Source organism: Bacillus cereus group sp. RP43 (assembly GCF_040459645.1).
GTDB classification, from domain to species: Bacteria; Bacillota; Bacilli; order Bacillales; family Bacillaceae_G; genus Bacillus_A; species Bacillus_A mycoides_C.
On sequence record NZ_JARVHQ010000001.1, the window covers coordinates 960,155 to 981,203 of the forward strand.

Sequence of the window (21,049 nt, forward strand, 5' to 3'; positions counted from 1 at the left end):
TTGTCTTTTGAAAGGGGAATAGAAAACGTGATACATACATACGAAGAAGCACTAGGCTGGATTCATAGCCGATTGAAATTTGGGATAAAACCAGGACTAGAAAGAATGCAATGGATGTTAGAAGAACTCGGAAATCCAGAGCGTCATATAAAATGTGTTCATCTTGCCGGCACAAATGGAAAAGGTTCAACTTTAACATATATGCGCTACATGTTAGAAAGCGCGAAATATAAAGTAGGATCGTTTACATCGCCTTACATAGAAACATTCAATGAACGTATTAGTGTAAACGGAATACCGATTGCAGATGAAGAGATTGCAGAACTTGTAAATATGGTAAAGCCAGTCGTTGAAAAATTAGATGAGACGGACTTAGGAGAAGCGACTGAGTTTGAAATCATTACAGTAATGGCAATTTGTTATTTCGGTAAAGTTAATTTCTGTGATGTTGTTTTATTTGAAACGGGGCTTGGGGGAAGATTTGATTCTACAAATGTTATTCATCCGGTTCTCACAATTATTACGAATATCGGTCACGATCATATGCATATTTTAGGCAATACAATAGGAGAAATTGCATATGAAAAGGCAGGAATTATTAAGTCTGGTGTGCCAGTTATTACTGGTGTGAAAAATGAAGAAGCATTACAAGTAATTCAAAAAGTTGCTAAGGAAAATCATGCAGGCTTATATGAATTTGGAAAACAGTTTACAACATTACATAAACATTCTAATGAAGATGGGGAACATTTTGATTTTGCTTGTCCATTCGCCTCGTTTGAAAATGTTCGGATTTCCATGAAAGGTATTCATCAAGTAGGCAATGCAGCGCTAGCGCTTATGGCAGTAATGTATTTAAAAACATATTTATCATTTTTAATTAATGAAGAGGAAATGAAAGCTGGCTTACAAGAAGCCTATTGGATTGGTCGATTTGAAAAGTTACAAAGTAATCCAGATATTATAATAGATGGTGCTCATAATCCAGAAGGTATTGAAAGTCTTGTAAAAACAGTAGAGGCACATTACAAAGATAAAAATGTAATAGTTTTATTTACAGCTCTTGGTGATAAACAATTGCATAACATGGTAGGGCAACTAGATGCAATTGCAGATGAAATTATTTTTACAACATTCGCCTTTGATCGTGCTATTTCTGCTGACAAGCTTGCTTCGTATTCACAACAAGAGTCAAAATTAGTTTTTGAAAATTGGAAAGAGGCAATTGATACAAAGGTTGATATGATTGGAGAAAATGATGTCTTTATCATAACAGGTTCTCTGTATTTCATTTCCGAAGTTAGAAAATATATTCGCGGGAAAAACTAGATAGTCTTTGCTATCTAGTTTTTTGTTCTACAAATGAAGTCAAATGCATACATATAAGATAATAATATAGGGTTATTTGACGAATTCCTCTGACAAATATCTCGTTTTTTTATGGAATGAATATGATATGATGCGGACAACGACAAGAGGTGAGGTGTGAGTGTATGGACAAGCAATCACGAACGATCTCGGTGAAAGTAAATGGAACAGAAGCGAAGTATGAGGAAAAAAAGAAGGATGAGTTTGACTGGATGGTAGTAGAAAGTGAAAGGTCACAAAACGTTGTGCCTTTTAAAAAAACAAAGACACTACCTATGGAAAAGTACAGAAAGAAATGGAGTAATACAATAATCGCAATCGTTGCAACTGCAATAATTATCGGTACTGCATTCGGGATGGGGATGATCCATTTATTAACTGGACAAGGGACGACAGGAGAAGGTAAGGTAACGGCTTCGAAGCAGACAGGTAATGAGGAACAAAAGGTGGGCGGAACGGTAGAACAAACAGCAACACCAAAGGAGGAAAAACAAAAAGCGCAAGTAGGAGCTGCATTAGAACCAATGAAACTATTTTTTGTTCAAGGAGGGCTTTATTCCTCTGAAGAAAAAGGACATGCTGCTATTGAAGAGTGGAAAAGTAATGGGGGCGTGGCTGCTTTGAAACCGAGTGGTGATAAGTATGCGTTAGTTGTTGGTATTACGAGCGATGAACAGGCTGTTAATCAATTAATAGATCAGTATAAGCAAGATGGTGTTTCGGTTTTGAAAAAAAATTGGGATATTACAGATAAAGCATTGCTCAAAACGGATAAAGAAGTGGGTGGGTTTTTAGCGAAAGTGCAGCCATTATATACTCATTTAGCAAAGTATGTGTCCAGTGTACAAACTAGTGGGAAAAGTAATCCGAAAGATGTAGAGGTAATTGGAAAAGAATGGAAAGTTATTGAAAAGGAAGGAAAGAGTATGAAGCGTGAAGATGCGAAGAAGCTTTATACGTATACGTCAGTAGCGGTGCAAACGATTAAGGAAGGGAAGAGCGATAAGGAATCTGTAGCTAAATTAAATCAAGTTATTATTGATGGATTACTTTCGTACGAAAAAATGGTTTCACAAAAAGTGAAATAATAAGATAATGATGAAGGGGAAAGAAGTACATATACTTCTTTCTTTTCTTTTGAATTTAGAGCAAAGTGCTTTCTGTATGGGCAGAATATAATCGTATTTAAAAAGAACTATTATTTTGTTTAGAGAAAATGATATTTCTAGAATTTGTGGGGAAACTATTCCTTTGATACGATTGATTTGAATTATTCTGCTTCATGTGAGAAGGGAAGGAGAAAATATGAAGAAAATTATTTTAGCTTCAGGATCACCTAGGAGGAAGGAACTGCTTGAATTAGCTGATGTGCCATTTGAAATCGTTGTTAGTGAAGTAGAAGAGACGATTGGTGCATATTCATCACCTTCTGATATTGTTATGTCGCTTGCTTTGCAAAAAGCATCTGCTGTGGCAGAAAATCATAGTGATCACGTTGTACTAGGTGCAGATACAATTGTTACATATGATTCACATATTCTTGGAAAGCCGTCTAATGAGGCTGAGGCGAAAGAAATGCTACAATTATTATCAGGGAAAACACACGAAGTATACACAGGTGTTGCAATTATATCGAAAGAAAAAACGGTAACTTTTTATGAACGTACAGAAGTAACATTTTGGGAATTAACAGACGAGGAAATAGACGTATACGTTGCATCGAAGGAACCACTTGATAAGGCAGGAAGCTACGGAATTCAAGGTAAAGGATCTATTTTTGTTCAACATATTCAAGGGGACTACTACAGTGTAGTTGGATTGCCAATTGCACGTCTTGTCCGGGAATTAAAACAATTTGATATTGATGTAACCCATGCGTAAAATTGCATGGGGTTTTCTTTGAGAGAACAGGTAAAAGGGGTGGAGAGATGAACGGTATTCGTGATGTTGTCAGAGAAGAACAGCCACGGGAGCGTTTATTATTAGAAGGAACAGGGAGTTTATCAAATCGGGAGCTTCTTGCAGTGTTACTCAGAACAGGTTCTAAAGAAGAGACAGTTTTAAAGTTGTCAGATAAAATTTTACATCACTTTGATGGTTTACGTATGTTGAAAGATGCAACGTTAGAAGAGTTAATCAGTATTCATGGTGTTGGGATTGCAAAGGCATCTCAGCTTATGGCCGCTTTTGAACTAGGTAGAAGAATGGTACGTTTAGAGTATCAAAATCGATATAGTATTCGAAGCCCAGAAGATTGTGCGAAATACATGATGGAAGAAATGCGCTTTTTACAACAAGAGCATTTTGTTTGTTTATATTTAAATACAAAAAATCAAGTTATACATAGGCAAACGATATTCATTGGAAGTTTAAACACGTCAATTGTACACCCAAGGGAAGTCTTTAAAGAAGCGTTCCGCCGTGCAGCAGCCTCTATCATATGTCTTCATAACCATCCCTCAGGAGATCCTACGCCGAGCCGAGAAGATATTGAAGTAACAAAACGTTTAGTAGAATGCGGCCAGATTATCGGAATTGAAGTGCTTGATCATATTATAATAGGTGACCATAAATTCGTGAGTTTAAAGGAAAAAGGTCATATTTAAGACTATGCTTTTTACTTATTTTGTTTTATAATGTGATTTATGAGTTTTTTGTAGAAAATTATCTGCAAAAAGGATATAGATATAAAAAACGTACTGTTTTTATAATATAAAATAAGAAAAAAATGAGTCCGTGAAAACAAGAAAGGAAGATAAATAATATGTTTGGATTTGGTGGCTTTACTCGCGATCTTGGAATAGATTTAGGAACTGCGAACACGCTTGTATATGTAAAAGGAAAAGGTGTAGTTTTACGTGAACCTTCAGTAGTAGCATTACAAACTGATACGAAACAAATCGTTGCTGTAGGTAGCGATGCAAAACAAATGATTGGTCGTACACCAGGAAACGTAGTAGCACTTCGTCCGATGAAAGACGGTGTAATTGCTGATTATGAAACAACAGCAACAATGATGAAATATTACATTCAACAAGCTCAAAAATCAAACGGCTTCTTCTCACGTAAACCATATGTAATGGTATGTGTACCGTCTGGTATTACAGCTGTTGAAAGACGTGCAGTAATTGATGCGACTCGTCAAGCGGGTGCTCGTGATGCATATCCAATCGAAGAACCATTTGCAGCAGCAATTGGTGCGAACTTACCTGTTTGGGAACCAACTGGTAGTATGGTTGTTGATATCGGTGGTGGTACAACAGAAGTTGCAATTATTTCTTTAGGTGGTATTGTAACAAGTCAATCAGTTCGTGTTGCTGGTGATGATATGGATGATTCAATCATTCAGTACATTAAGAAAAGCTACAACTTAATGATCGGTGAAAGAACAGCAGAAGCATTAAAATTAGAAATCGGTTCTGCAGGCGAGCCAGAAGGTATTGAACCTATGGAAATTCGCGGTCGTGATTTAGTAAGTGGTTTACCAAAAACAGTACTTATTCAACCAGAAGAAATTGCAGATGCATTAAAAGATACAGTAGATGCAATTGTAGAATCAGTTAAAAATACGTTAGAAAAAACTCCACCTGAATTAGCGGCAGATATTATGGACCGTGGTATCGTATTAACTGGTGGTGGGGCATTACTACGTAACTTAGATAAAGTTATTAGTGAAGAAACAAATATGCCAGTTCTTGTTGCAGAAGACCCATTAGATTGCGTAGCAATTGGAACGGGTAAAGCATTAGACAATATCGATCTTTTCAAAACTGCTGCTCGATAATATTGCAAAATAAAAATCAGTAAAATTAAGAGGGTGTGAACGTGCCACAGTTTTTCTTAAACAAAAGATTAATTGTTTTGTTAGTTAGTATTATTCTTCTCGTGGCATTGATTGGAATCTCATTGAAAGAACGGAACAGTTTAACATGGCCAGAGCAGTTTGTTAAAGACACTGTTGGTGTTGTAGAACGTGTATTCCAAAAGCCAGCGAATTATGTTGCCGGATTCTTCGAAAACGTAGAAGATGTAAAGCGCACGTATGAAGAGAATAAAAAGCTGAAAGCAAAATTAGATACTACCGCAGATTTATCTGGAGTAGTGAAAAATTTAGAGGATGAGAATAAAAAACTACGAGAATTAACTGGTAAAGAAAAGTCCCGTGGTGATTATACGGAAGTACAAGCTAGTGTGGTTTCTCGTAATCCCGATAAATGGTACGATTTAGTTGGAATTGATAAAGGAGCACAGCAAGGGATCAAAAAAGATATGGCTGTTGTAACTCCGAAAGGTTTAGTTGGACGCGTAAAAAGTGTATCTCAGTTTACATCATCAGTGGAGTTGTTAAGTTCGATGAGCCGAACAAACCGTGTTTCTGCTATTGTACAAGGACAAGAAAATATCTTTGGATTGATTGAAGGTTACGATAAAGAAAAACAACTACTTCTTTTCACAAAGATTAGCTCTGATGCACAAGTAGAAAAAGATCAACTAGTTGTAACATCTGGACTTGGTGATATCTTCCCTAAAGGTCTTGCGATTGGGAAAATTGTTGATGTTCAGCCAGATCCATACGGCTTAACAAAAACAGCTTATGTAAAACCATCCGCTGATTTGAATGATGTAGAGCATATTATAGTTGCAAAACGTGATATGCCTACAGCGTCGTTAGAATAGGAGGGAGAGAAGAGATGATGACGATTTTAAAAAGAGCAGCTCTTCCTCTTTTGCTCCTTTTTGTTTTTTTATTTGAAAATATGTTCTCTACTGTTGTTCCAACAGACGTCTTTTGGAAAGGCAGTATAGCAGCACCGCATTTCTTTATAATTGTGTTATGTTTTATTACAGTGTATAATAGTCCGATTCAAGGGATTTACTACGGACTATTATTTGGTTTCTTATTTGATACCGTATACACAGAACTGGTCGGAATATATATTTTTGCTTATCCGATTTTAGCTTATTTAGTTTATAGTGCGATGAAGGTATTGCAATTGAATTTATTTATTGTTGTTTCTATCGTATTAGCTAGCATTGCAGCATTAGAGTATTATGTGTATGGGTTTTTAACTTTGTTAGGACGTACTCACATGTCAGCGTCTGTCTTTTTCACAGATCGTCTCCTTGCTACTTTATTGCTAAATGGAATTTTCTTATTAATAGTTTGTTTCCCACTGAGACGATATTTAGTGCGTCTTTCAAAAGCGATAGAAGAAAAAGAAAAAAGGATTTTCTGATTTTATGTCGAATTGAATCGGTGGGGTGAACTTTAGTGGAAGAAAAAAAGCAACAAAATGTAACGATAAAAGGGACAAAAGATGGAATAACACTTCATTTAGATGATTGCTGTTCATTCTCTGAGCTACTAAAAGAATTGGATGAAAAGCTTTCTACACATTACTATGAGAGTGACGGACGTTCTTTAATTGAAGTGCGTGTTAAAGTAGGAAATCGCTATTTAACAGAAGTACAACAAGAAGAGATTCGTACGTTAATTCGCAATAAGAAGAACCTTGTTGTGGAATCAATTGAAAGTGATGTTATAACAAAAGCAGAAGCAATAGCTTGGAAAGAAGAAACAGAAATTGTCCCTATTTCCAAAATTGTTCGCTCTGGACAAGTGTTACATGTAAAAGGCAATTTATTATTAATTGGAGATGTTAATCCAGGCGGAACGGTTATCGCTGGGGGGAATATTTTTGTCGTGGGATCATTAAGAGGAATTGCACATGCGGGGTATGCTGGAGATTCAGAAGCTGTTATTGCTGCATCTATTATGAACCCTATGCAACTCCGAATTAGTGATGTGACAATGCGGGCTCCGGAAGAGAAAGAAGACGGAGCAGAGGCGGCAGAATGTGCGTACATTAATGAGAATAATCACATTGTTGTCGATCGCCTGCAACTTCTCACTCATCTTAGACCTAATTTAACAAAGTTAGAAAGGGGAATTGTATAGCTGTGGGAGAGGCAATAGTAATTACATCTGGAAAAGGCGGAGTAGGTAAAACTACAACGTCTGCGAACATTGGTACAGCCCTTGCGTTATCTGGAAAAAAAGTGTGTTTAATTGATACAGATATCGGTTTACGCAATTTAGACGTAGTAATGGGGCTAGAAAATCGTATTGTATTTGATCTTGTTGATGTCGTTGAAGGGCGTTGTCGTTTACCTCAGGCTCTTATTAAAGATAAGCGTTTTGATGATCTTTATTTATTACCTGCAGCACAAACGAGCGATAAATCGGCGGTAACACCGGAACAAATGGATGAATTAATACAAGTATTACGTCAAGATTATGATTACATATTAATTGATTGTCCTGCGGGGATTGAGCAGGGATTTAAAAATGCTGTAGCAGGTGCGGATAAAGCAATCGTTGTAACAACACCAGAAGTATCCTCAATGCGTGATGCGGATCGTATTATCGGGCTTTTAGAGAAAGAGGATATTGAACCACCGAAACTTGTCATTAACCGTGTGCGTAGTCATATGCTTCATGAACAGGATATGTTAGATGTTGATGAAATCGTACGTACACTGTCAATCGAGCTTCTTGGAGTTGTTGAGGATGATGATGAAGTTATTCGTGCTACGAATACAGGTGAACCTGTAGCACTGCAACCTAGTGGGAAAGCAGCAATAGCTTATCGTAATATTGCAAGACGCTTGTTAGGTGAGAATGTACCATTACAAGCATTTGAACAAGAAAGAGTATCGGTATTTACAAAGATGAAAAATTTCTTTGGAATCCGTTAAAAGCACTTCGCGTAAATGCGGAGTGCTTTCTTTTTTCTTCGCATGAATATCTTCCTTCTATAACTCATACATATGTACAAACTGTATATAACTGTTTCTATTTGAATAAGGCTAACTAAAGAAAGGAGACAGTATGAAGAATAGACGTGTGGAAGAAATTAAAAAGCGGATTGCGAAAAGGAAAGCAGAGCAAGAAAGGATGGAGGAAGAGAGGTATTTTGCGGGAGGAGATTTTGATAGCGAAACGGTCTTTATTGAAGAGGGGGAGAAGGAAATTCATCCTCTATTTCGAAAGGAAGTTTTTCTCTTCAAAGTTTTGCTATCAGCAATATTAGTTCTTTCAGTTGCTATTTTATTTAAGAACGCACCTTCTTCTTTTGATGGTACTAGAGCTGTTACAGAAAAAGTTATGCAAGAAGAATTTCAATTTGCTACTATATCGAAATGGTATGAAAAACAGTTTGGAAAACCTCTCGTGTTCTTTTCTCCAAATGAGAAAAAAGAAGAGGCTATTCAGCAAAAGGATTATGCGATTCCTGCCTCTGGAAAGGTGATGCAAGGATTTCAAAAAAATGGTCAAGGTGTATTTGTTCAAACGGCTACAAATGCAACTGTAGAGTCAGTAAATGAAGGTATAGTTGTTTTTGCGGGTAAGAAAGAGGAACTTGGAAATACAGTTCAAATTCAGCACGCTGATGGCACAGAGTCTTGGTACGGAAATTTAAACGATATGTCAGTGAAGTTATATGATTACGTTTCGAAAAAACAAAAAATCGGAACGGTGAATAGTGATGAAAATAATAAAAACGGTAAATTTTATTTTGCGATGAAAAAGAATGAAAAATTTATTGATCCTATTCAGGTGATTTCATTTGATTAAATATAGAGATGTTTTAACAAAAATTACAGTACATCCATTGTTTTGGGTTATTATCGTTATTGGTATTTTTACAGCACGTTTTAAAGAGTTACTATTACTATTTTGTATTGTTTTAGTTCATGAACTTGGGCATGCTTTTGCCGCTGTATATTATAATTGGCGGATTAAACAAATTCAGCTTTTGCCGTTTGGTGGCGTAGTTGAGATGGAAGAGCATGGGAATAAATCATTAAAAGAAGAATTAATTGTCGTTATAGCTGGGCCAATTCAGCATATATGGATGATTGTGGTCGCTTATATTTTGTATCAGGCGGGCTGGGTAACTGATGATTTGTACCATTTCTTTGTGTGGAATAATGTCATTATTTTAGGGTTTAATTTATTGCCTATTTGGCCACTTGATGGCGGAAAAGTATTATTTAATGTATTATCATATCGTTTTCCGTATTTACAAGCACATGAAAAGATGATGAAATTGTCATGTGTTTTTTTTAGTGTAATATTAGGGTGGCAGTTACTTTGGAATAGTAATAACATTATGATGTGGGTATTACTCGTTTTTCTAGCGATTTCTTTATATCAAGAATGGAAACAAAGACGTTACGCATTTATGCGTTTTTTATTAGAACGTTATTATGGAAATAAAAGAGATATTGAAAAGATTGCACCTATTGAGGTCAAAACAGAAGATCGCTTGTATACGATTTTCACAAAATTTCGCAGAGGATATAAACACTCTATTATCGTCCATGGAAAATATAAAGAGCATTATACATTGGATGAAAATGAATTGTTGTATGCGTATTTTGCTGAAAAACGAACAACCTCATCTGTTGAAGAATTAATTGGTTAGTGTTGACGATGACACTAACCTTTTATATTGTAAGGAAAAGAAGTGAAAAGTGAGGAAATAATTTTGAAGACGTTATATATAGATTATACTGGTTCGGAAAAGCGTGTTGCGATAGAAGAGAAGCAAAAAGTTGTCGAGCTTTTATGGAAACGGAATGAAGAGCAGGAAGTTGTCGGACATATTTATGTTGGGCGTATCGTAAGAACAATTGCTGGAATGAACGCAGCCTTTGTAAATATCGGGTTAGAGAAACATGCATATCTTTCATACGATGATGTACCATCTTCATATCGCATACATGAAGGACAAGCGATACTTGTACAAGTTGTGAAAGAGGCAATCGATACGAAAGGGCCAAAATTAACGGCGAAGATAGAATTTACTGGGAAGTATGTCGTTTATATGCCGTATGATGAAATGCGCGCTGTTTCTCGGAAAATAAAAAATAATAAAAGAAGACAACAGTTAATCGGAATTGAAGTGGAAGGAACGGGTGGATACATTTTCCGATCTGCTTCTGAAAAAGGGACAATCGATGAAATACAAGCTGAAATGCAAGGGCTGCAGCAGTTATATGAAGAAGTAAAAAGAAAAGAAAATCAAGGCAAGGCACCTTTACTACTTCATCGACCAGCGACGTTTTTAGATCGTGTATTTCAGGAGAACCCGATTGAAACGATTGAAAAAGTAGTTGTAGATACGAGAAGTATAGTAAAAGAATTAGAAGAAAAAGTAGGGAAAGAAAGAGTATCCTTTTATAATGAAAAATCTTCGATGTTTAATCATTTTGGAATAGAGCGTGAAATCGAGAAAGCACTTCAAAAAATTGTTTGGCTGCCAAATGGTGCCTATCTAATTGTGGAACAAATGGAGACGATGACTGTAATTGATGTGAATACGGGTAAGTTTACTGGAAAACAAAACTTACAAGATACGGTACTTCGCACAAATGAAATGGCTGCCGAAGAGATTGCACGTCAATTAAGACTCCGTGATATTGGCGGTATGATATTAATTGATTTTATTAATATGAAAAGACGGGAAGATAAAGAGAAGGTAAGAGAGCGCCTCATAGCTGCTATGCAAGATGATCGCACGTATACAAGAGTGCTTGGGTTTACAGAGTTAGGTATTTTAGAGATGACGCGTAAGCGCAAGAAACATTCGTTACGTGACGTATTATTAGAAGAGTGTGCGCCTTGTAAAGCGACAGGTTACGTTATATCTAATGAAACAATTGCGTATGAGCTAGAGAGAGAGCTTATTACTTATGGTAATATAGAGGATGAAGCTGTATTGATTGGTGCTTCAAAAAAAGTACAAAAAATATTTTTACAAAAAGAATTACAAAAAAATATTCCATTTGAAATTTATTTCAAAGATGATATTATCGAAAAGTACGCTATTATCCGTTTTGGAAGTAAGAAAGAAATTGTAGAACGGAAAAAATAGTTAGCAGAACATTCATTGACAATAGTTAATGATTCATGGTAACATCTTTATGTTATAGTTTATAGCACCTAAACTGCTATATGCTACAACCGCACAAGACAGGTTCCTTAAAGGCATTTTATGTCTACCTCGTTTTTGGCGAGTCTTAGTAATTAAGAGGAGGTGCAAGTATGTACGCAATTATCGAAACAGGTGGAAAACAAATTAAAGTTGAAGCTGGTCAAGCAATCTACATTGAAAAATTAGATGTTGAAGCTGGTGAAACTGTTACTTTTGACAAAGTTCTTTTCGTTGGTGGCGAAAACGTGAAAGTTGGTAGCCCAGTTGTAGAAGGTGCAACAGTTACTGCGAAAGTTGAAAAACAAGGTCGCGCTAAGAAAATCATCGTTTTCAAATACAAAGCGAAAAAGAACAATCGTAAGAAACAAGGTCATCGTCAACCTTACACTAAGCTAGTAGTTGAAGCTATCAACGCTTAATTCTGGTTAAGATGATTAAGATTACGATAAGTCGCACGAAACTAGGAAGTATCCAATCATTTAAAATGACTGGACATGCCAATTATGCGCCACATGGACAAGACCTTGTCTGTGCTGGAACTACAGCGGTCGTGTTTGGTTCTATAAATGCAGTGGAAGAACTTTGTAAAGTGCAGGCAACTATTGAACTCGGAAGTGATGGCGGATTCTTAACGTATGAATTGCCTAATGATTTAGACGTTCATGCAGCAGAAAAAGCACAGATACTTTTAGAAGGATTGGTTGTTTCGCTTAAGACGATTGAACTTGATTACGGAAAGTATATCCGTTTAATAGAAAAAGTGCAGGAGGTGTAACGTATGTTAAGATTAGATCTTCAGTTTTTCGCATCTAAGAAAGGTGTAGGTAGTACAAAGAACGGTCGTGACTCTCAGTCAAAACGTCTTGGTGCTAAACGCGCAGATGGTCAAACGGTTTCAGGTGGTTCAATTCTTTACCGTCAACGCGGTACAAAAATTTATCCAGGTGTTAACGTTGGTCGTGGTGGCGATGACACTTTATACGCGAAAGTTGACGGCGTAGTACGCTTTGAGCGTCTTGGTCGTGACCGCAAACAAGTGAGCGTATATCCTGTTGCTCAAGAAGCATAAGAACTCACGGAAAACTCTAACCTGAGTGCAGGTTAGAGTTTTTCTATATTAAGGGGTATCTAAATGAATGAAAAATGGACAATTATAGATGCGTTGCGCCATTCAAGACATGATTGGCTCAATCGTTTGCAGATGGTTAAAGGAAATCTTTCCCTTGGAAAAGTGGAAGAGATTCATAGGCTCATCGATCGTTTTGTCCAAGAAGCGAGACAAGAATCCAATCTGATGGGGCTATCAATGCCTTTATTTTCAGAGTGGATTTTAACATATAATTGGAAACAGCAACCGTGCTTATTGGAGTACGAAGTATTAGGGAAATTACATAACTTATCTCATCTAGATGAGACTGTATGTACATGGACGAATCAGTTTTTCTTAATGCTTCAGCATAGTTTAGACGTATATGTTGAAAATTATGTTTGTATCACAATTGAATGTGACGCGGAGAATGCTCGTTTCTTTTTTGATTTTCGTGGAAAGCTAACGAATGTAGAAGAACTACAAACGTGGCTTGCGAACCAAAACAATAAATGGTATTCCATTTCTTATACAGTACGAGACGAAGAAGTCTCAGTTGTATTACAACTAATCGAAAAAAGTGTGGTGAAATAATGTTTGTAGATCAGGTCAAGATATATGTAAAAGGCGGCGACGGTGGTAACGGAATGGTTGCGTATCGTCGTGAGAAGTATGTACCTAAAGGTGGCCCAGCAGGTGGCGACGGTGGTAAAGGTGCAGATGTTGTTTTTGTTGTTGAGGAAGGCTTACGTACATTAATGGACTTCCGCTACCAACGTCATTTCAAAGCTGATCGCGGTCAGCACGGAATGAGTAAAGGTCAGCACGGTCGTAAATCTGAAGATTTAATCGTAAAGGTTCCACCAGGAACAATAGTGAAAGATGAAAAAACAGGTGAAATTCTTGCTGATTTAGTAACGCATGAACAAACAGCTGTAATCGCAAGAGGTGGCCGTGGTGGCCGTGGTAACTCACGTTTCGCAACAGCGACGAACCCAGCGCCAGAAATCGCTGAGAACGGGGAACCAGGTCAAGAACGTGATGTTACGCTAGAACTTAAAGTGCTAGCAGATGTTGGACTTGTTGGATTCCCAAGTGTAGGTAAATCTACATTATTATCTGTTGTATCATCAGCGCGTCCGAAAATTGCAGAATATCACTTTACAACAATCGTTCCGAATCTTGGTGTTGTTGAAACTGGTGATAACCGCAGCTTCGTTATGGCTGACCTTCCTGGACTAATTGAAGGCGCACACTCCGGCGTTGGACTTGGACACCAATTCTTACGTCATATCGAACGTACACGTGTAATTGTGCACGTTATCGATATGTCTGGTTTAGAAGGACGTGAGCCATATGAAGATTATGTCACAATCAATAATGAACTAAAAGAATACAATATGCGTTTAACTGAGCGTCCACAAGTTGTTGTTGCAAACAAAATGGATATGCCAGATGCAGAAGAAAACTTACAAGCATTTAAAGAAAAATTGGGAGACGAAGTAAAAATTTTCCCAATCTCAGCTGTAACGAAACAAGGTGTTCGTGACTTACTATTTGAAGTAGCGAACTTATTAGAAACAACACCAGAATTCCCAATGTACGATGATGTAGAAGAATCTGAAGCAAGTGTAATGTACAAATTTGAATCTGAATCTAATTTTGAAATTACACGCGAAAGTGATGGCACATTTGTTATTTCTGGTTATGATATTGAGAAAACATTCAAGATGACAGACTTCTCACGTGATGAATCTGTACGCCGATTTGCTCGTCAAATGCGTGGAATGGGTATTGATGAAGCCCTTCGTGCACGTGGTGCAACAGACGGAGATATTGTAAAAATTCTTGAATATCAATTTGAATTTATCGATTAAGACTGCCGAAATATGGCGGTCTTTTTTTTTTGCTATTTGAGTCCAGTAAAGATCTGATTCGTATAGGTGAACCATAAGTCGGTATAGGAAAAAATCCCCATTGATTAAAGTTTCAATTTATAATAGAAAAAGGAGTGATTTTAGAAGAATATTTTATGGGGAGAAAAGGAACATGTATAAAATATTAATTGTAGAAGATGATGAAAAAATTGCAGAGATATTAGAGGAGCATTTAGAAAGGTATGGATATCAATCTTTCAGAGTAGGCGATTTACGTCATATAAAAGATGAGTTTGTAAAAGTAAGTCCTCATCTTGTGTTACTTGATATTAATTTACCATACTTTGATGGCTTCTACTGGTGCCGCCAAATCCGCATTGTATCGAATGCGCCAATTATTTTCGTTTCTGCAAGGACAGGGGAAATGGATCAAGTGATGGCGATTGAGAATGGCGGGGATGATTATATTACAAAGCCATTCCATTTAGATATCGTAATGGCAAAGGTGAAGAGTGCACTTCGCCGCGGGTATGGTGAGTATGCTTTGGCCGCGGAAAGTGACTGTTTAGGTGTTAATGGATTATTATTATTCCCATCACAGCACACAGTAGAGTGGAAAGGGCAACAAACTGAACTTACAAAAAATGAATTTTATTTATTAGAATGTTTAATGAAACAAGCGAATCAATACGTGACACGTGAAGAGTTGTTAGAGGCTTTATGGGATGAAGTAGCTTTTGTTGATGATAATACATTAACTGTGAATGTAAAGCGTGTAAGGAAGAAACTTGAGGAGTTAGGCATTAAAAATGCAATTGTCACAAAGCGTGGATACGGTTATGCTCTTCTTACTGAGTGGGGCGAAGGGCATGAAGGTTAAAAGCTACCTCATAGACCGTTTTTCCTTAATCCTTTCTTACATTATAAGCCTTTGTTTATTTGGGCTCGTATTGCAGTTGCAAAGCCTTTTAGAAAAGCGTGCGCTGGACTGGAGTACATGGTTATACGGACTTTTATTAGGGACAGTTGTGTTTAGTGTATACCTTATTTACGATTATCGAAAACGAAGTGTGTTTTTAAAGAGAATAGAACAGTATATTGCCGGTGGACATACATTACACGACTCTTTACTTATCGATACTTCTTATACGTCAGAACAAGAACTGGTCGTTGAAGCGTTTACGCTATTAAGGCAGCAATATATGAATGAAGTTCATAAACAGCATGCAAAAGAGCAACAGCAAATGATTTTTATGAACCAGTGGATCCATCAAATGAAAACACCAGTATCCGTTATTGAATTATTGTTACAGAAATACGGTAAGGAACACCGTGAAGCAAGGGGAACGATTGAAAGTATTCGTGAAGAAAATAACCGTATTTTAAATGGGTTAGATTTAGCGTTACATATGGCAAGGTTAGATCAATTTTCGAAAGATTATAAAGTAGAAGTAGTAAATGTTATAGAGGTCATTCGAGATATTATTAATGAAAATCGAAAGTCGTTCATTCAATCTTCTGTATTTCCGAAAATAATGTTTGAAGAAGAGACTTGTATGGTTGCGTCTGATGGAAAGTGGCTTAGTATCGCCTTGGGCCAAATTGTTGTGAATGCAATTAAGTATACAAAAATTTCAGAAGCAGAGAAAAAAGAAATTCAATTTCAAATTGAAGAGAAGGATCAAAAGGTATTACTACATATTAGAGATAATGGAATTGGTATTCCAGAGCAAGATGTAAAGCGTATATTTGATCCGTTCTTTACGGGAATAAACGGCCGTAAAACAAGGGAAGCGACAGGGATGGGTTTATATATTACGAGGGAAATCTGCGGTAATTTACATCATGGAGTGTATGTACAATCAACGGAAGGGGAAGGAACAACAGTTACGTTCCAATTTGCAAAAGATGAAGAATATCATACATTAATGAGAAAAATGACAAAACTGTAAGATAACAAAACGTTTTGTAAGGGAAATCACTCGTTTCTTTTTCTTATTTTTCTTATAGTAAATGTAAGAAGAAAACACGTAGGGGGATTAGAAATGAGTGTTCTTGAAGTAAAAGGGTTAACAAAGGTGTATCAATCAAAAGGTTCAGTAGCGACGACTGCTTTACATGATATAAATTTTAAAATTGAAGAGGGCGAATTTGTAGGAATTATGGGGCCTTCAGGGAGCGGGAAAACAACGCTTTTAAATTTATTAGCGACAATTGATAAGCAAACTTCAGGTCATGTGCTTGTAAATGGTGAAGAAATTAATCAAATGCGCGCTGCAAAATTGGCGGAATTCCGCCGTACACATTTAGGATTCATTTTCCAAGATTTCAACTTACTTGATACGTTATCCATTAAAGAAAATATTATTTTGCCGCTTGTAATGGCGAAGAAATCTGTAAAAGAAATTGATGCGAAAGTACTTGAAATTGCGAGGTTTTTAAACATCGAAGAAATTTTAAATAAAAAAGTATACGAAGTATCAGGCGGACAACAACAACGTGCAGCTGCTGCAAGGGCAATTATTCATGACCCAACATTAATTTTAGCGGATGAGCCAACGGGAAACTTAGATTCGAAATCAGCGAAATCATTAATGGGAGCACTTCAAGATTTACATGAGCAAAAGAAAGTAACGATTGCAATGGTAACGCATGATCCGGTAGCGGCTAGTTATTGTGAACGTATCCTCTTCATACGTGATGGAGAGATCTTCTCAGAAATACATAAAGGAAGAACGAAACAAGCCTTTTTCCAAGAAATTTTGGACGTACTTGCGATGCTAGGGGGGGAATATCATGAACTTTCGCCAGCTCGCGCTTAACAATGTAAAAGGAAATTGGCGTAATTATAAAGCGTTCCTTATTAGTAGTTGTTTATCGATTGTCGTATTTTTCATGTATGCTTCCTTCATTTATCATCCAGATGTCGTAAGCGGTAATATTAGTATGAAGACGATGATTTCAAAAGGATTAGAATCGATGAATTATATTGTAGTCATCTTCTCAGCACTCTTTATTTTATATGCGAATTCAACGTTTTTACGAGCAAGAAAAAAAGAATTCGGTTTATTAACATTAATAGGTGGAACGAAGTCTCAGCTCGGTAGAATGATTATATTAGAACAACTTATGTTAGGTAGTATTGCAATTGTAGTAGGTATTGGGATTGGCATGCTTTGCTCAAAATTATTTTTCCAAGCACTAAGTGTATTACTAAAAATTGATAAAACACTTCCGTTCGTATGGAATAGTAAAGCAATTTTTATTACAGCTGGTGTGTACTTTATTCTCTTCTTAATTCTATCATTGTTTAGCGTTTGGACAGTAGGACACTTACAAATTATTGATTTATTAAGAGAGGCAAGAAAACAAAAAGTAGAGCCTTTTGCATTTACATGGTTAGGTGTAGTCGGTATAGGCTGTATTATTGCGGCATATATACTTTGTTTCCAAGTAACAATTATGAATTTTATTATGTATTTCTTACCGATTGTAGGACTGACAATTGGCGGAACGTATTTACTATTTACACAAGGTAGTACAGTTGTATTAAAAGCATTGCAAAAACGAAAACAATCTTTTTATACATATCCAAATATGTTCGTACTAAGCAATCTTATTTACAAAATGAAAGATAATGCTCGTTTTCTATTTGTAATTTCTATTATTACGGCGGTTGTTTCCTCAGCAGTTGGTACGCTTTATGTATATTATGAAAATATGAGTGCAAAAACGGTAGAGCTTACGCCACATGCTATTTCATATGAGGAAAAGGGGTTAAATACGCATAGTCTTATTAATGAAGAAAAAGTACAAGAGATTGTAAAAAAACATGGGTTTGAAGATGCACGAAAAGTAACCTACGTAAAACTACCTGCAACACAGAAAATAATGTTGTTTAACAGTGAACGTGAAGTACCAATGACGATTATTTCAGAAAAAGAATATAACGCAGAAGTGCGTGAACAAAAGAAAGAGCAAATTACAGAGGTTCATAATGCACCAGGTAGTGCGACGATGGTTATGGTTGATGCAGCAAATGAACTTATGAAAATAGATCGTACGAAACCGTATGAATTTACAATTAATGGACAAAAGCAGTCTGTTCAATTAAATGAGCCAACGTCATATTCTGTTTTTAACGATAGCGAATATCTTATTGTGAATGATCAAGATTTTGAGAAGTATGCAAAGCTCGTACCAGATGAAGAAAAGACGAAATATTACGGTTATTATATTGAAGACTGGAAAAGTACGGAAGACCTTGTGCTAGATTTAAAAAAGGAAATTACACCAGAAAAGCAAGGGGAATTGAGAAACTCAGTGTTTGCTTATAAAGATATAAGAGAAGGTGGAGCAATTACAATGTTCATCGGTTTCTTCGTAGCAGTACTGTTCTTCTTCTTCGCTTGTAGCATGACATACTTTAAATGGTTTAACGATAAAGAACAAGATCGTATTCAATTTAAGTCATTAAAAAGAATTGGTATGACAGATAAAGAAATTCGTAAAATTGCAATTCGTCAAATGGGAGTTATTTTCTTTATCCCGATTTTAATCGGTGCAATTCATAGTGGATTCGCTCTTCATACGTTAGGAAAAATGCTTTATATCGATTTATGGAAATCAGGTGTGATTGTAATTGGAGCATATATTTTAGCTTCTGCCATTTACTTTATGATCGCTCAAAGAGGATATTTAAAACACGTAAAAAGCTAGGGAAACCTCTAGCTTTTTACGTGTGTAGTAAGTTACAGGAGGACGATAGATGAACATTCGGCAACTAGCGCTGCAAAATATAAAGGGTAATTGGCGTAATTATAAAGTATTTTTCTTAAGTAGTTGTTTTGCAATATTTGCGTCTTTTGCATATATGTCTGTAATTGTACATCCGTATATGCAAGAGACGATGTGGTATCAAAACGTACGCTGGGGACTTATCGTATGTAACGTTATAATTATTTCTTTTTTCGTTATATTTATTTTGTACTCTACTTCTATTTTCATAGAAGCACGTAAGAAAGAATTAGGACTATATATGTTAATGGGAGCGACGAAGTCTAACGTAATAGGAGTGATAATGACCGAGCAAATATTGATCGGGATTTTTGCTAATATTTTCGGTATAGGACTTGGTATGATTTTTTTGAAACTCTTTTTTATGGTGTTTAGCATGTTACTTCGCCTTCCGAAAGAACTCCCTGTCATATTTGATATGAGAGCGATTGGTGTAACGTTTATTACATATATGATTGTTTTTATTTTCTTATCTTTTATAAGTGCTTTACGTATATGGAATATAAAAATCATTCGGTTATTAAAAGAATTTCGAACAGATAAACGAGAGAGAAAAACATCAAAGTGGCTTTGTTTATTCGGCTTTGCTTGTTTAGGGACGGGATATGCGTTAGCGCTACAAGTGACGATGACAACGATAGCATTATACTTTTTTCCGGTTGTTATACTCATTTCTTTTGGGACGTATTTCTCATTTACACATGGCGCTACACAAGTATTAGAAGTGATAAAAAGAAATAAAAAGATTATGTATACATATCCGTATTTATTTATAGTAAATCAATTGTCACATCGAATGAAGGAAAATGGTCGCTTTTTCTTTCTAATGTCTATGGCAACAACGTTTGTAGTTACGGCGACAGGTACGGTGTTCTTATATTTTTCTAGTATGCAAGATATGTGGAGGGGCGGGGGAGTACACTCATTTTCGTACATAGAAAAAGGTACTTCTTCTCATGAAGTCTTTGAGGATGGTGCGGTTGAAAATTTACTGCATCAATATGGATATGATGATTTTCAATCTATGAGTTTTGTTGGAGTGTATGCATCCTTTCAGTCTAATAAGGGAGAAACAACAATAGTACCGCTTATAAAAGAAAGTGAATATAACCAAGAAGCGAGGAAACAAAAACAGAAAACGTATCGTCCTAAAAAAGGTACAGTGACACTCGTTTATTATAATAAATACAATAATTCGAATGTATATAATCAAAAAGAGATTCAATTGCAAGTAATGAATCAACCATATCAATTCGTATTTAACGGTCAGAAAGAAGGGGTTCAATTTAACCATCATCCTTCGTACATTAATGGTCTATTCTTCGTTATGAATGATGAAGACTTTGACAGTATAGCAAATCAGGTTCCTGATTCTGAAAAAATGATATATAGAGGCTACACATTACCAAATATCGAAAAGACGAAGAAATTAAATGAAGATTTACGGAAACATATGAAACAAGATAATAATAATGCATTTCGAAGTAATATGGAGTTGTATGTAAATATGAAAGAAGGGGGCGATATTACTCTATTTGTAGGCTCATTCATTAGTATATTATTCTTTCTTACTTCATGTAGTATCGTGTATTTTAAATGGTTTCATAATATTGCATCGGACCGAAAGCAGTATGGTGCACTCTCTAAACTTGGAATGACGAAGGAAGAAGTATGGAAAATTTCTCGTTGGCAATTATGTATGCTATTTTTTGCGCCAATTATAGTAGGGAGTATGCATAGTGCAGTTGCGTTATATACGTTTCATAATACGCTTTTTATGGATGGATCATTAAGAAAAGTAGGTTTGTTCATTCTGTTTTATATCGCAGCATGTATTATTTATTTCTTCTTTGCTCAAAGAGAATATAAGAAACATTTAGACTAGCGAACGCTAGTCTTTTTTTAATATTCGAAAT

General features: G+C 36.1%; 22 protein-coding genes and 1 other annotated feature. All 22 genes read left to right on the forward strand.

The window, feature by feature from the left end:
* The first annotated feature begins 27 nt into the window (after window positions 1-27).
* The 22 genes from QCI75_RS04990 (at window position 28) to QCI75_RS05095 (ending at window position 21,018) form a co-directional block, all read left to right on the forward strand.
* On the forward strand, window positions 28-1,329 hold the full coding sequence (locus QCI75_RS04990; protein WP_353760030.1) for a bifunctional folylpolyglutamate synthase/dihydrofolate synthase: 1,302 nt from the start codon (window positions 28-30) through the stop codon (window positions 1,327-1,329).
* A 164-nt stretch (window positions 1,330-1,493) separates the two neighbouring features.
* Window positions 1,494-2,456 carry a stage II sporulation protein B gene (locus tag QCI75_RS04995; protein ID WP_144505765.1) on the forward strand — a complete coding sequence of 321 codons (963 nt, stop codon included), beginning with the start codon at window positions 1,494-1,496 and terminating at the stop codon, window positions 2,454-2,456.
* A 217-nt stretch (window positions 2,457-2,673) separates the two neighbouring features.
* Entirely contained in the window at window positions 2,674-3,249 is a 576-nt protein-coding gene (locus QCI75_RS05000; protein WP_353760031.1) for a Maf family protein, read from the forward strand.
* A 47-nt stretch (window positions 3,250-3,296) separates the two neighbouring features.
* The gene (gene radC, locus QCI75_RS05005; protein WP_098775544.1) at window positions 3,297-3,974 is read left to right on the forward strand and encodes a DNA repair protein RadC; all 678 of its coding nucleotides are present in this window, start codon (window positions 3,297-3,299) and stop codon (window positions 3,972-3,974) included.
* A 158-nt stretch (window positions 3,975-4,132) separates the two neighbouring features.
* A complete protein-coding gene (gene mreB, locus QCI75_RS05010) occupies window positions 4,133-5,152 on the forward strand; it encodes a cell shape-determining protein MreB (RefSeq protein WP_000466737.1) in 1,020 nt (339 codons plus the stop codon).
* 41 nt (window positions 5,153-5,193) lie between these two features.
* Window positions 5,194-6,045 (forward strand): rod shape-determining protein MreC, encoded by an 852-nt coding sequence (gene mreC, locus QCI75_RS05015; protein ID WP_353760032.1) that lies wholly within the window; start codon window positions 5,194-5,196, stop codon window positions 6,043-6,045.
* Window positions 6,046-6,059: 14 nt separating this feature from the next.
* A complete protein-coding gene (gene mreD / locus QCI75_RS05020; RefSeq protein WP_098775546.1) occupies window positions 6,060-6,605 on the forward strand; it encodes a rod shape-determining protein MreD in 546 nt (181 codons plus the stop codon).
* Between the two features lie 35 nt (window positions 6,606-6,640).
* Window positions 6,641-7,327 (forward strand): septum site-determining protein MinC, encoded by a 687-nt coding sequence (minC, locus tag QCI75_RS05025; protein ID WP_144505762.1) that lies wholly within the window; start codon window positions 6,641-6,643, stop codon window positions 7,325-7,327.
* Window positions 7,328-7,329: 2 nt separating this feature from the next.
* On the forward strand, window positions 7,330-8,127 hold the full coding sequence (gene minD, locus QCI75_RS05030; protein ID WP_098775548.1) for a septum site-determining protein MinD: 798 nt from the start codon (window positions 7,330-7,332) through the stop codon (window positions 8,125-8,127).
* A 133-nt stretch (window positions 8,128-8,260) separates the two neighbouring features.
* The gene (locus tag QCI75_RS05035; RefSeq protein WP_098775549.1) at window positions 8,261-9,007 is read left to right on the forward strand and encodes a M23 family metallopeptidase; all 747 of its coding nucleotides are present in this window, start codon (window positions 8,261-8,263) and stop codon (window positions 9,005-9,007) included.
* Window positions 9,000-9,860 (forward strand): M50 family metallopeptidase, encoded by an 861-nt coding sequence (locus QCI75_RS05040; RefSeq protein WP_098775550.1) that lies wholly within the window; start codon window positions 9,000-9,002, stop codon window positions 9,858-9,860. The genes QCI75_RS05035 and QCI75_RS05040 overlap by 8 nt, the downstream gene beginning before the upstream one ends.
* A 63-nt stretch (window positions 9,861-9,923) precedes the next feature.
* A complete protein-coding gene (locus QCI75_RS05045; RefSeq protein ID WP_353760033.1) occupies window positions 9,924-11,312 on the forward strand; it encodes an Rne/Rng family ribonuclease in 1,389 nt (462 codons plus the stop codon).
* 77 nt (window positions 11,313-11,389) lie between these two features.
* Window positions 11,390-11,468 (forward strand) — a sequence feature (ribosomal protein L21 leader region).
* Between the two features lie 14 nt (window positions 11,469-11,482).
* Window positions 11,483-11,791: a 50S ribosomal protein L21 gene (gene rplU, locus QCI75_RS05050; RefSeq protein WP_000270907.1), complete on the forward strand. Its 309-nt coding sequence runs from the start codon at window positions 11,483-11,485 to the stop codon at window positions 11,789-11,791.
* 11 nt (window positions 11,792-11,802) lie between these two features.
* Entirely contained in the window at window positions 11,803-12,147 is a 345-nt protein-coding gene (locus QCI75_RS05055) for a ribosomal-processing cysteine protease Prp (protein WP_070144990.1), read from the forward strand.
* A gap of 3 nt (window positions 12,148-12,150) precedes the next feature.
* Window positions 12,151-12,441 (forward strand): 50S ribosomal protein L27, encoded by a 291-nt coding sequence (rpmA, locus tag QCI75_RS05060; RefSeq protein WP_000944957.1) that lies wholly within the window; start codon window positions 12,151-12,153, stop codon window positions 12,439-12,441.
* Window positions 12,442-12,504: 63 nt separating this feature from the next.
* Window positions 12,505-13,053, forward strand: a complete 549-nt coding sequence (locus QCI75_RS05065) for a Spo0B C-terminal domain-containing protein (protein WP_353760034.1) — start codon at window positions 12,505-12,507, stop codon at window positions 13,051-13,053.
* Complete coding sequence (gene obgE / locus QCI75_RS05070; RefSeq protein WP_002015378.1) at window positions 13,053-14,336, forward strand: GTPase ObgE; 1,284 nt, start codon at window positions 13,053-13,055, stop codon at window positions 14,334-14,336. The genes QCI75_RS05065 and obgE overlap by 1 nt, the downstream gene beginning before the upstream one ends.
* A 172-nt stretch (window positions 14,337-14,508) precedes the next feature.
* Entirely contained in the window at window positions 14,509-15,216 is a 708-nt protein-coding gene (locus QCI75_RS05075; RefSeq protein ID WP_144505759.1) for a response regulator transcription factor, read from the forward strand.
* Window positions 15,206-16,288 (forward strand): HAMP domain-containing histidine kinase, encoded by a 1,083-nt coding sequence (locus tag QCI75_RS05080; RefSeq protein ID WP_353760035.1) that lies wholly within the window; start codon window positions 15,206-15,208, stop codon window positions 16,286-16,288. The genes QCI75_RS05075 and QCI75_RS05080 overlap by 11 nt, the downstream gene beginning before the upstream one ends.
* A gap of 93 nt (window positions 16,289-16,381) precedes the next feature.
* Window positions 16,382-17,158 carry an ABC transporter ATP-binding protein gene (locus tag QCI75_RS05085; RefSeq protein ID WP_002145597.1) on the forward strand — a complete coding sequence of 259 codons (777 nt, stop codon included), beginning with the start codon at window positions 16,382-16,384 and terminating at the stop codon, window positions 17,156-17,158.
* Window positions 17,133-19,055, forward strand: coding sequence for an FtsX-like permease family protein (locus tag QCI75_RS05090; protein ID WP_353760036.1), 1,923 nt, complete (start codon window positions 17,133-17,135; stop codon window positions 19,053-19,055). Before QCI75_RS05085 ends, QCI75_RS05090 begins: the two co-directional genes overlap by 26 nt.
* A gap of 49 nt (window positions 19,056-19,104) precedes the next feature.
* Window positions 19,105-21,018 (forward strand): FtsX-like permease family protein, encoded by a 1,914-nt coding sequence (locus QCI75_RS05095; protein ID WP_353760037.1) that lies wholly within the window; start codon window positions 19,105-19,107, stop codon window positions 21,016-21,018.
* Window positions 21,019-21,049 lie beyond the last annotated feature (31 nt).

Coding starts and splice junctions, on each gene's coding strand:
- radC (WP_098775544.1), top strand. CDS start 3,297: ATGAACGGTATTCGTGATGTTGTCAGAGAAGAACAGCCACGGGAGCGT.
- obgE (WP_002015378.1), top strand. CDS start 13,053: ATGTTTGTAGATCAGGTCAAGATATATGTAAAAGGCGGCGACGGTGGT.
- rplU (WP_000270907.1), top strand. CDS start 11,483: ATGTACGCAATTATCGAAACAGGTGGAAAACAAATTAAAGTTGAAGCT.
- QCI75_RS05095 (WP_353760037.1), top strand. CDS start 19,105: ATGAACATTCGGCAACTAGCGCTGCAAAATATAAAGGGTAATTGGCGT.
- rpmA (WP_000944957.1), top strand. CDS start 12,151: ATGTTAAGATTAGATCTTCAGTTTTTCGCATCTAAGAAAGGTGTAGGT.
- QCI75_RS04995 (WP_144505765.1), top strand. CDS start 1,494: ATGGACAAGCAATCACGAACGATCTCGGTGAAAGTAAATGGAACAGAA.
- QCI75_RS05080 (WP_353760035.1), top strand. CDS start 15,206: ATGAAGGTTAAAAGCTACCTCATAGACCGTTTTTCCTTAATCCTTTCT.
- QCI75_RS05075 (WP_144505759.1), top strand. CDS start 14,509: ATGTATAAAATATTAATTGTAGAAGATGATGAAAAAATTGCAGAGATA.
- QCI75_RS05055 (WP_070144990.1), top strand. CDS start 11,803: ATGATTAAGATTACGATAAGTCGCACGAAACTAGGAAGTATCCAATCA.
- QCI75_RS05000 (WP_353760031.1), top strand. CDS start 2,674: ATGAAGAAAATTATTTTAGCTTCAGGATCACCTAGGAGGAAGGAACTG.
- QCI75_RS05065 (WP_353760034.1), top strand. CDS start 12,505: ATGAATGAAAAATGGACAATTATAGATGCGTTGCGCCATTCAAGACAT.
- QCI75_RS05090 (WP_353760036.1), top strand. CDS start 17,133: ATGAACTTTCGCCAGCTCGCGCTTAACAATGTAAAAGGAAATTGGCGT.
- mreB (WP_000466737.1), top strand. CDS start 4,133: ATGTTTGGATTTGGTGGCTTTACTCGCGATCTTGGAATAGATTTAGGA.
- mreD (WP_098775546.1), top strand. CDS start 6,060: ATGATGACGATTTTAAAAAGAGCAGCTCTTCCTCTTTTGCTCCTTTTT.
- QCI75_RS05085 (WP_002145597.1), top strand. CDS start 16,382: ATGAGTGTTCTTGAAGTAAAAGGGTTAACAAAGGTGTATCAATCAAAA.
- QCI75_RS05035 (WP_098775549.1), top strand. CDS start 8,261: ATGAAGAATAGACGTGTGGAAGAAATTAAAAAGCGGATTGCGAAAAGG.